At 40.6% G+C, this 11,380-nt stretch carries 9 protein-coding genes; 3 read left to right on the forward strand and 6 right to left on the reverse strand.

Features of this window, described 5'->3' with window-relative positions; translation table 11 throughout:
• Positions 1–21: 21 nt before the first annotated feature.
• Positions 22–1,278: a serine hydroxymethyltransferase gene (gene glyA, locus PASHI_RS13970; RefSeq protein ID WP_054562665.1), complete on the reverse strand. Its 1,257-nt coding sequence runs from the start codon at positions 1,276–1,278 to the stop codon at positions 22–24.
• 291 nt (positions 1,279–1,569) lie between these two features.
• On the opposite strand from glyA, the gene PASHI_RS22020 reads away from it, so the two are divergent.
• A complete protein-coding gene (locus tag PASHI_RS22020; protein WP_130166844.1) occupies positions 1,570–1,938 on the forward strand; it encodes a hypothetical protein in 369 nt (122 codons plus the stop codon).
• A 56-nt stretch (positions 1,939–1,994) separates the two neighbouring features.
• Here the strand turns inward: PASHI_RS22020 and thrC are convergent, their stop codons facing one another.
• The 4 genes from thrC to PASHI_RS13990 form a co-directional block, all read right to left on the reverse strand.
• Positions 1,995–3,278 carry a threonine synthase gene (gene thrC, locus PASHI_RS13975; RefSeq protein ID WP_062566081.1) on the reverse strand — a complete coding sequence of 428 codons (1,284 nt, stop codon included), beginning with the start codon at positions 3,276–3,278 and terminating at the stop codon, positions 1,995–1,997.
• 18 nt (positions 3,279–3,296) lie between these two features.
• The gene (gene thrB / locus PASHI_RS13980; protein ID WP_062566082.1) at positions 3,297–4,223 is read right to left on the reverse strand and encodes a homoserine kinase; all 927 of its coding nucleotides are present in this window, start codon (positions 4,221–4,223) and stop codon (positions 3,297–3,299) included.
• Positions 4,224–4,232: 9 nt separating this feature from the next.
• Positions 4,233–6,650 carry a bifunctional aspartate kinase/homoserine dehydrogenase I gene (gene thrA / locus PASHI_RS13985; RefSeq protein ID WP_062566083.1) on the reverse strand — a complete coding sequence of 806 codons (2,418 nt, stop codon included), beginning with the start codon at positions 6,648–6,650 and terminating at the stop codon, positions 4,233–4,235.
• Between the two features lie 227 nt (positions 6,651–6,877).
• A complete protein-coding gene (locus PASHI_RS13990; RefSeq protein ID WP_054562669.1) occupies positions 6,878–7,252 on the reverse strand; it encodes a response regulator in 375 nt (124 codons plus the stop codon).
• 236 nt (positions 7,253–7,488) lie between these two features.
• On the opposite strand from PASHI_RS13990, the gene PASHI_RS13995 reads away from it, so the two are divergent.
• Positions 7,489–9,252, forward strand: a complete 1,764-nt coding sequence (locus PASHI_RS13995; protein WP_054562670.1) for a sensor histidine kinase — start codon at positions 7,489–7,491, stop codon at positions 9,250–9,252.
• Between the two features lie 90 nt (positions 9,253–9,342).
• The gene (gene rdgC, locus PASHI_RS14000; protein WP_054552583.1) at positions 9,343–10,251 is read left to right on the forward strand and encodes a recombination-associated protein RdgC; all 909 of its coding nucleotides are present in this window, start codon (positions 9,343–9,345) and stop codon (positions 10,249–10,251) included.
• 58 nt (positions 10,252–10,309) lie between these two features.
• On the opposite strand, the gene PASHI_RS14005 is transcribed toward rdgC, so the two are convergent.
• Positions 10,310–11,152, reverse strand: coding sequence for an HDOD domain-containing protein (locus PASHI_RS14005; protein WP_062566084.1), 843 nt, complete (start codon positions 11,150–11,152; stop codon positions 10,310–10,312).
• Positions 11,153–11,380: the final 228 nt, after the last annotated feature.

Raw genomic sequence — 11,380 nt, forward strand, 5'->3', positions numbered from 1 at the left:
TAATTACGGTTTAACCCGTAATTAAGCGTAAACTGGTAATTTTTTACAGATAGCTTTAACTTTCTCTTTTACTTCTGCTTGTACAGACTCATCGTTGATGTTGTCTAGTACGTCACAGATCCAGCCAGCAAGCTCTTTTGACTCAGCTTCTTTGAAACCACGGCGAGTAATAGCCGGAGAACCAATACGAAGACCAGACGTTACAAACGGTGAACGTGGGTCGTTTGGTACTGAGTTTTTGTTTACAGTGATGTTTGCGTTACCTAGTGCAGCGTCAGCATCTTTACCTGTGATATCTTTATCGATTAGGTCAAGAAGGAATAAGTGGTTGTCTGTTTTACCAGAAACAACTTTGTAGCCACGCTCTTGCAGTACTTCAACCATCGCTTGTGCGTTCTTAACAACTTGTGCTTGGTACGCTTTAAATTCTGGCTGTAATGCTTCTTTGAAAGCAACTGCTTTAGCAGCGATGATGTGGCATAAAGGACCACCTTGACCGCCAGGGAAAACAGCGCTGTTTAGCTTTTTGTAGATCTCTTCATCACCACATGCTGAAACGATTAGACCGCCACGAGGACCTGCTAATGTTTTGTGAGTTGTTGTTGTAACAACGTGTGCGTGAGGGATTGGGCTTGGGTATACACCTGCTGCGATAAGGCCAGCAACGTGAGCCATATCTACGAATAAATATGCACCTACTTTATCAGCGATTTCACGGAATTTAGCCCAGTCAACAACGCCTGAGTATGCAGAGAAACCAGCGATGATCATTTTTGGCTTGTGCTCTAATGCAAGTGCTTCAACTTGAGCGTAATCAATTTCGCCAGTTTCGTCGTTTAGGCCGTATTGAATTGCATTGTACGTTTTACCAGAAAAGTTAACGTGTGAGCCGTGAGTTAAGTGACCACCATGAGCTAAGCTCATACCTAGTACTGTATCGTGCGGCTGAAGAAGAGCTTGGAAAACAGCTGCGTTTGCTTGTGAACCCGCATGTGGTTGAACGTTAGCGTAATCTGTGCCGAATAATTCGTTTGCACGGTCAATTGCTAATTGCTCAACAACGTCAACATGCTCACAACCGCCATAGTAACGTTTGCCTGGGTAACCTTCAGCATATTTGTTGGTAAGCTGAGAACCCTGCGCTTCAAGTACGCGTGGGCTACAGTAGTTTTCAGACGCGATCAGTTCGATGTGCTCTTCTTGACGAGCCGTCTCTTTATTGATGGCTGCAAATAACTCTGGATCGAAATCCGAAATATTCATGCTACGTTCTAACATGGGGTCTCCTAAGGCAACGTGTATGGTGTTTTTTAAAGGCTGTATTGTACGCTTAAAACGCACTTTTGCCTATCTTGTAAAGATGAACATATTTAAACAGGGATTGAATTTATTTCACAGTGTTTTAATAATGATATTTTTTTATTGATACATAACAAAAATTTATAAATTTAAAATATTTCATAGATATTTAAAATGTTACTTAAACAAAAAATCGCACTGTTAAATTGCGTTTTTATTAGGGCAAACTAAGCTTATATAACTAGTCAATATCAAGGATGGTATAAGTACATGTTAGCTAAACCAATATACGAATTAGTCCCCTACGGATACTTTTTTCTCGGCATCAGTTGTATCACATTAGCCAATAATTATGTGCCTACATTAATCGGCGTAATCTTATTTTTATTAGGTGCTAACATTTGGCGGATGCGTTCTGAAGCCAGAAGAACCGATCATTCAAGCCAGCGAGTCAAGCAAAGAAAACGTCGCTATTACTATGAATTTAAACCTTTTATCATTTTTATTTCGGCATTCACCTTGATGCAATGGACGCAAAATGAACTCGTTTCGGTGATCAGTATTTTGCTGTGTATCTCGGCAGGGGTCATTCTAAGCATGCGGATTTTAAACCGTCATAGCCATTCGTTACTTCATTGAGGGCTTTATTAAAAGACTGCATAAAAAAGAGCGGCTTAGCCGCTCTATAATCAAGGTTATGCTAATTTATTTAACAGCTCAGTTCGAAGCAATTGATAATCAAACTTAATATCTTCAGCCAAGCACTCATTTGCTAGCGCATCAGCGAGCGGTTTTGGCATAGGCAGTTCGATGTCTAAAATTTCTTCTACACTGTCTTTAAATTTAGCAGGGTGTGCAGTCGCTAAAAAGATACCTGCACTGCCATCTGCTAGATTTTCTTTCAAGCCTTGATAAGCAATTGCAGTATGAGGCTCTGCGATGTAACCCGTTTGATGAATTTTTTTCATCACCTCTTTTGTTTCTTCTTCACCAACACAGCTTGAATAAAAGTCATCATAGCTAAACCATTTGTTATCCAACATAAACTGAACACGTGGCCAGTTATTCGGTTTACTCACATCCATAGCGTTCGATAACGATTCAAGCGTGTCATTCGGTGCCCACTCTTTGCTTTGTAAGAAACGTGGCACAGTGTCGTTTTGGTTAGTTGTAGCACTTAGTTTCGCTACTGGCATACCAAGCACAGCACCGATCATCGCAGCGCACACATTACCAAAGTTACCACTTGGTACTGAGATATGCGCTTTACTACGCTGCTCTTTAGGTAATTGAGCAATGGCTTCAAAGTAATAGCAAACCTGTGCAACTAAACGACTGATGTTGATTGAATTAGCAGAATTTAGACCTAGCTTTTGTTTAACTTCATCGTCTAAGAAAGCTTGCTTTACCATGCTTTGGCAATCATCAAAGCTACCATCAACAGCATAGCAATGAATGTTATTGCCTAACGTTGTAAATAGCTTTTGCTGCGCTAGTGAAATTTTACCTTTCGGGTATAAAATCACGACATCGATATTTGGCTTATTATAAAATGCATGAGCAACTGCAGCCCCTGTGTCACCTGATGTTGCTGTTAAAATAGTGACTTTTTCGCCTTGGTTAAATTGTGCAAGACACTCAGCCATAAAACGGCCGCCAAAGTCTTTAAACGCAAGCGTTGGGCCATGAAATAGCTCTAAGCAATAAATATCTTTTTCTACTTCAACCAATTTCACATCAAAGTTAAATGCATTTTGTACCATCTGTGCAACGGTATCGGCAGGTAGTTCATCGCCAATTAGGTGCGATAAAATCTTACTGCTTCGGCTAACAAAGTCTAAATCAAGTAACGCATCAATGTCTTGAATTGGCGTTAGGCTTTCAGGGAAAAACACCCCTTGGTTACGCCCTAACCCCGTTTTTACCGCTTCAACAAACGACACCTGTTGTGTTTCATCTTTTAAATTATGTAATTGCATGTTTATTCCTTAAATTCTTTAAAGCTGTCGTGTGCCAAGCTGATCAAGTTTACAGATGTGGCTGAAACCTTGTTCATTTACGTAATTATCATTCAGCCAAGCTGCACACTTTTGAGCAGCTTCAAGACTCTTACACACGGTAAATAATGTTGGGCCAGCACCAGAAATACTGACAATCTCTGCGCCAAGCTCTGGCAAGGCACTTTTAGCTTCAGCAAAACCTTGGATTAATGGTGCGCGATGTGGCTCAGCGATTTCATCTGTCATAATTGATAACGCAGCATCAAAACGACCTGTTAGCAATAAGCTGCTAAATGCAGACAGTCGCTGTGCAAACTCAACACTGTCGTGCATTGATAATTGCGTTGGCAATACCGAACGCGCTTTTGCAGTATTCAGTGAAAAACCTGGAAAAGCCGCTACGTAATACCATTGATTATCAACGGGTAACGAAATTGACTTGTTCGGAATGAGTTCACCAGTTAATTGCAAACCACCTAAATAACACGGCGTGATGTTATCGTAATGACGGCCGCCACTAACAATGGCTTCAAAATCAGCCATCAACTCGATAAGTTGCTCTTGAGATAAGTTGGTTTCGGCAAATTTATCAAGGGCAGCAAACGCAGCCACAACAGAACAAGCACTTGAACCTAAACCTGAGCCAATTGGTAGGTTCTTTTTAAGCTCAAGTTTTACCGCTGGCATTGTCGGTGCAACGTGTTCTTTAAAATGAATTAAACATTGATAAGCCAAGTTTTCTTCAGCATTAGCAGGCAGTTTATGGGCATAGTCGCCTGAGCATACAAAAGTATCTTGCTCAGCGGCACTCACCTCTACAACATCACCTAATAACGTACCATCGATAGGTGCCAGCGCGGCACCTAGCGCATCAAAGCCGACAGCAAAATTCCCGATTGAAGCGGGTGCATATACACGGATCATCACCAGCTCCTAACGTGTTAACGTTTTTAAGATATCAGCAAATACGCCTGCAGCCGTTACTTCAGCACCTGCGCCATAACCACGAATCACAAACGGACGAGGTTGATAATATTGACTTAAGATTGCCAATGCATTTTCACCGTCACGGATATCGTAAAGAGCATGGCTACTATCTACGGCTTCAATGCCTACTTTACATTGACCGTTTTCAATAGTGCCCACATAACGAAGTACTTTACCTTCACTTGCAGCGCTTTGAATGCGGTCGTTAAACTGTGCATCAAGAGATGGTAGTTTTGCCATGAAATCTGCTACAGAATCATCTTCTGCAAACCCTTTTGGTAAAACTGATTCAACTTCAATATCGCTAAGTTCTAACTCAAGACCCGACTCACGAGCAATGATCAGTAGTTTTCGGGCAACATCAGTGCCTGATAAATCATCACGCGGATCTGGTTCTGTAAATCCACTTTCTTTTGCTTTTAATGTTGCTTCGCTAAGAGATAAACCATCTTGTAGCGCACCAAACATATACGATAATGAACCCGATAAGATACCGCTGAACTTAATAAGCTCATCACCGGCACCAAATAATGATTTCAAGTTATCAAGAACCGGCAGGCCTGCACCTACGTTTGTTTCGTATAAAAACTTACGGTTATTCTTTTGTGTTGCTGCTACTAAATCTTGGTAGTAAGCATACGAGCTAGTATTGGCTTTTTTGTTTGCCGCAACCACATGGAAACCGGCATTCAAGAAATCAACATATTGCGCAGCTAGCTTATCGGCTGAGCTACAATCTACAATCACAGGGTTAATTAAATGGTTTTGTTTAACAAATTGCTCAACCAGATTTAAATCAAATGCCTGCTCTGACTCGGCTAGTTTGTCTTGCCAGCCATCAAAAGCAATACCTTCGCTATCTAGATAAAGCTGTCTTGAGTTAGCAACACCGTACAAGTTCAGCTTGATGTTACGTTTTTCAAGCCATGCTTGTTGACGCTCTAACTGCTGAATAAGCTCTTGGCCCACTAAGCCACAGCCAAGCAAAAACACATCGATTGAAGGAATGTGAGTAAAGAAGTTCTCATGGCACACTTTTACTGCGTCGTTGCACAGTTCACCGTCGATAACCGCTGAAATGGCGCTTTCAGTCGAATCTTGTGCAATAGCAACAATGTTAACCTGCGCTTGAGCTAATGAAGCAAAGAACTTAGCCGCTAAACCTTTGTGCGCACGCATGTTATCGCCAACTAGAGTAACAATCGCAAGGTTACGCTGTACTTGTACTGGTTCGATTAAACCGGCTTGTGATTCTAATTCGAAAGCAGTTTGTAATGCTTCTAAAGCAAGAGATAGGTCACTCTCATGCACACAGAAACTGATGCTAAATTCACACGAAGATTGAGTGATTAGTACAATTGAAACATTGTCGTGCGCCAGTGCATTAAATACTTTTGACGCCATGCCAACTTTACCTTTCATGCCTGGGCCAGACACCGTTAACATAGCGAGGTTTTGTAAACTTGATAACGCTTTAACTGGATCATTCGATACACTGTCGTTACTGATCACTGAACCTTCTGCACGTGGGTTATGAGTATTTTTAATCTCGCACGGCACGCCTGCTTTAGCACAAGGTAAAATCGTTTTCGGGTGCAATACTTTCGCACCAAAGTAAGAAAGCTCCATTGCTTCTTTATAAGATAACGAATCAACCTTAGATGCTTTTTTGATATAACGCGGGTCAGCATTGTAAACACCGTCAACATCAGTCCAGATCTGGCATACATCAGCTTCTAGGCATGCTGCTGCAATGGCTGCTGAGTAATCTGAACCATTACGACCAAGTGTTGTTAGCTCACCTTGCTCATTGGCAGCAGTGAAACCCGGCATGATATAAATTGTGCTCGGTGCTGCTTTTAATGCTGCTTGAAAACGTAACTTACTTGCGGCCAAGTCAGCTTCAGCATCAATGTAGCCACCCACTGAAGCTATACAATCTGTCGCTTCTAAATAACGAGCATTACTGTCTTTAAGCATACACTCCATCAAGGCAACACTTACGCGCTCACCAAAACTGATTGCATAAGCACGTACTTGGTCTGGGCAACACTTTAAAAGTGCAACACCATCTAGTTTATTCTTAAGCTCGCTCAGATCAGGCCAATTTGCTGTCTGACCAAAGTCAGCTTCAACAGCAGCTTTTAGTTGTTCACAGCGTGCAACCAAAGCTTGCCATAACTCACTAAAATCTTGCCCCTGCTCTGCAGTGCTTGCTAATGCTACTAATGAATCTGTCATGCCACCCGGCGCTGACAGCACTAACAACATTTCATCGCGTAATTCTTCTTTGACTAACTGAGCTACCTGTTGCAAACATGCGTAGTCGGCCAAGGACGACCCACCAAATTTTAATACTCGCATTATTTATGTTTCCTCATTCCATAAACGAAAAAGGCCTGTGTTCTAGTGAACACAGGCCTATAATTTTGTTGCACCGACCTATGCCACTATCCCGTAAGGATGATGGTTGTAATAATAATGGTCGTTGCGTGATTAAATGTTTTCATAGCCTGTAGACTGCCTTAAATGTAGCCAGCCTGTCAACCCTTAAAGAAAAGATAAATTATGCGTTTGTGTTATATAAAAGATTAGTGAATACCAAATTTATGCAAAGTTGCTTTTAGTCGCACAAGATCTATCGGTTTATCAATGAAGTCAATAGCACCCAATTTTACTACTCTTTGTTTCATTTCAGCCTGAATATCAGCCGAAATCACTATAACAAAACACTCTATTTTCTCTGCTTTGATTGTTTCGAGCACTGCAACACCATCCAATTCTGGCATGGTTAAATCTAAGCACAATAGATCAAAGTTTTGCTCGCGCAATAAGGCAAGAGCTTCGCGGCCATTAGTGGCTTGTTGAACATCTGCATCCAAGCAATCCCCTAAACAGCGTACTACCTGCTTACGGGCAATATTTGAATCATCACAGACCAGTACTGAAAAATTAGGATTATTCATGAAATAAAAATCTTCGCTGTAGCAAATACAACATCAAAAAAGGCTAAATTAAAGATGGAATAAATTTATAACACACTTTTTCAAGCGCAGTAAGGGCAAGTTTTTTCAAAATTTACTAACAATTTATAAATGTTCCAGTAAAAAAGGATATATTTATTTCTTTTTAACCATTTATTAGCTAACTTTAGAACTAGCTGAATGTATTACAATTGTCACCAAGGAGCTATGGATATTCCATGCTACAAAAAAGCCTGTCTAAAGAATTATTAACAAATGTACTCTCAGTCTACTTTTTACTTACTTTTGTAGTGACCTGTGGACAAGTTATTGCTGAGTACGTTAATACCAAAGATTACATTCGCGACGAATTAACGACTTTGCAAAAAACATTTAGCCGTAGTTTAACCCGCGCTATTTGGGAACTGAACGATAAACAAACCATCACCACGGCTGAAGGCTTGCTGGCAATCCCTATGATCGAGGGTATTATTGTGCGTGATGATAGCGGCGAGGTACTCTCTCAGTTAGGTCGTTCGTTAGATATTCACGAGCTATACAGTCAACAGTTAGTGCAAGAAGAAGCGATTATCGAAGATACGCCATCAGGCTTATTCGGTTACACATTCCCTCTCATTTTTGAATTTTCAGGTAAAACAACCCAAGTAGGTGATGTAACCCTGTTTTCAAGTCGTGAAGTGGTCTTTAGCCGCATCATGATTTCTATCTACTTTTTAATTGGTAATGCGATGATCAAAACCACCTTTTTGATCATTCTTTTCTTACTTGCATTTAGAAAGCGCTTAACCGAGCCATTGGCACAATTCACAGAACAAATTGAAGATCTTGAACTAAACGACCTAGAAGGCCGCCATATCGAGATCAAAACTGTTGAGCACAACGAATTAAAAGTAATGGAAGAGTCTTTCAACCGCTTAATTGATAAGGTGGTACTTTACCGTGAAGAGCTCGAACATACGCAAAAAGAGCTTTTGATAAGCAACGAAAAGCTCGACCAACATAACTTACAGTTAGAGCAAGAAGTAGCTCGCAAAACTTCAAACTTAAGCCAAGCGATGATGGACTTGCAGCAACAAAAATACGAGCTAGAAAAACAAAAGCTGACACTAACTGAAGAAATTGATTTACGTAAACAAACTGAACAAGAGCTCATAACCAAGCAAACTGAGTTACAACGCTACCTTGATGAACTAAATATGGCGCAAGAACGCTTAGTTGGCTCAGAAAAAATGGCTGCTTTAGGTGGCTTAGTGGCGGGTATTACTCATGATGTAAACACTCCTATTGGGATTGGTGTTACTGCAACGTCATTTTTACAAGAACGCTTGGACCAAATTGAAGCGGCATATAAAGAAAAAACCCTATCGCCAAAAGCGCTTGAAGAGTTTATTAATGACGCCAAGCAAAGTACTAGCCTACTGACTAGTAACCTAGATAGAGCTTCAGAGCTGGTTGCAAGCTTTAAGCAAATTGCAGTGGACCAAGCCAGTGAAGCGGTACGTACCATTAACTTTAAAGAGTATTTAGGTGAAGTGATCCGCTCACTCCATCCAAAGCTAAAGAAAACATCGCATCATATTAATTTAGATTGCCCTGATGATTTAACACTTAACCTGCCTGCGGGTGCGATTAGTCAAATTTTCACAAACTTGATTATGAACTCACTCATTCATGGTTTCGAAGGAATTGAAAGTGGCATCATTGATATTGTTATCAAAGAAGAAGATGACGAAGTCGTTATCGACTTTAAAGACAATGGTAATGGCGTATCAAAAGAGCAGTTAGAAAAGCTATTCGACCCATTCTTTACAACCAAGCGCGACCAAGGCGGCAGTGGCTTGGGCACACATATTACTTTTAACCTTGTTAAGCAAACCCTGAGTGGCGATATTGAGGTATCAAGCGAAGTCGGTAAAGGCTTGCACTACCATATTAGTTTTCCGAAAAATATGCCAAAGCCACTTTCAATGTTTAACTCATAAGCAATTAACGCTGATGCCGAAATGATTCATTTCGGCATCAGTTTTTTATTGCTATGATTGGGCAAATTTATTGAAAGGATTAGCCTAATTATGTGGTTTAGTAACCTTATCTGTTACCGTTTTAAACAAGACGTTTCATACTCTCAAGAAGACTTCGACAAAGCCCTAGAACAAGACTTGTTCCGCTCATGTACAGGCCAAGAGCTTTCAACATTTGGTTGGACAAAAGCCTTTGGTAAGCATGGTCAAACCCTATCTCATTTCTCTCAAGACAGCATTTTAGTATGTGCTAAACGTGAAGAAAAAGTACTGCCAGCTGCCGTTATCAACGAATTGGTTGCAGAGAAAGTAGAGCAAATCGAAGCGGAAGAAAACCGCCCAGTAAAGAAAAAAGAAAAAGACGAACTAAAAGAAAATATTCTGCACACTTTACTACCTCAAGCATTCAAAAAATCGAGCCTACAGTTTGCGTTTATTGATCAAAAGAATGGCTGGGTTGTGGTTAACAGCGCAAGCTTTAATAAAGCAGAAGAGCTTTTAGCCCTATTACGTAAATCACTTGGCACGTTACCTGTCGTACCTGCATTTGCGAATTACGATTTAGATGTATTTTTAACTGACTGGTTAACTAATTTCAGTACCCCTGAAGGCTTTTCTATCGGTAACGATGCAGAGCTTGAAGAAGCCGATGACAGTGGCGCTCAGGTTAAATTAAAAGGCCATGATTTATCGTGTGACGAAGTAAAATCACACTTAGAAAATGGGAAGCGCGTAACTAAGCTGGCTCTTGATTGGCAAGAACGCGTTAAGTTCATGCTTCAAAACGATGGTTCAATTAAGCGTTTAAGCTACTCAGAAACATTAAAAGAAGAAAACGCCGACATTCCAAAAGAAGATATGGCAGTAAAACTTGATGCTGACTTTATCTTAGCGTCAGAAGAAATTAAGCAATTGCTAGAAGAGCTGACTCAAGGCTTAGGCGACGCAGAAGATTTATAAAATTAATCTGAGAGTTAATTAATTTAAAAGCGCGACTAAGTCGCGCTTTTTGTTGCTATTATTCAGTAAAAATTGCTTTTACTTCATTAAGCATATCGTTATATTCATCGTCACTGAACATATCTAGTGATTCAATCACGCCTTTGTCCATGTAAGTTTGCAATGCCGCTGACTTATCAGACACCTGTAAGATGCCTTCTAAAATCGCGCCAATACGAATAAAATCAACATAGCAAATATGCTCTGGACGATAGTTTGGATTTGCCCAGCTTTCAGCTACTTCTACAAACTCATCAGTAAAGCCCCAAGCACGCATAATTGCGCCACCTACTTTACCACCCAGCTTTTGAATGGCATGAGCAAGGAAACTTGGGTTTGCGAACACCTCGGGGTGCTTTTCAGCTTCTGTTAAAATGGGCAGTACGCCAATGTTATAAACCAATGCCGCTAAGGTAATTGTGTCGCGATTCAATGATGTATGCTTATTTCTGCGTAAGAAGAAGTCCATCAAGGTAATTGAGTGGCATGCTACTTTGAGGGTTTTCTGCCATGCCTTGTCCATGTAGCCTTTGATAAGCTCATTATGCGATACAAACAACTGCTCCATTGCCATTGCAGTTGCAATGTTCTTAATTTGACGCAGGCCAATTCGTGTTACAGCTTGGTGTAGATTTGTGACTTTAACTGAGCGCCCCATAAATGCACTGTTGGCGACTTTGATCATTCGTGCTGATAATGCCGGATCATGAGAGATGACATCTGCCATATCCATCAAGTTTACCTCGGGGTTATCCGCGGCTTGCCTTACCTTCACTGCAACTTCGGGTAAGGTAGGTAACACTAAAGTGTCATTATTTATTCTGTCGACCAATATGGTCAGTAATGCATTTTCTGTTGACATATGTGTGCCATCCTCTTGGGTTAGCCCGCCTAAACAAAGACAGACTAATGACTGACATTATTAGATTAGTTATAGTTTTAGTATTGTCTAACTTAGCGCTAAAGTTAAGAAATTCACAGAAATTATCTATTTTTTATATTTTTAACTAACTAGGGCGTGTTGACCTTTTGTGATTAATTTTGCAGCAGTGTGTTTGGTATTTAGGCAAGGCAGAGCCTATGTAGTGTG

Origin of the sequence: Pseudoalteromonas shioyasakiensis, from assembly GCF_001550135.1 — a bacterium.
Lineage (GTDB): Bacteria > Pseudomonadota > Gammaproteobacteria > Enterobacterales > Alteromonadaceae > Pseudoalteromonas > Pseudoalteromonas shioyasakiensis.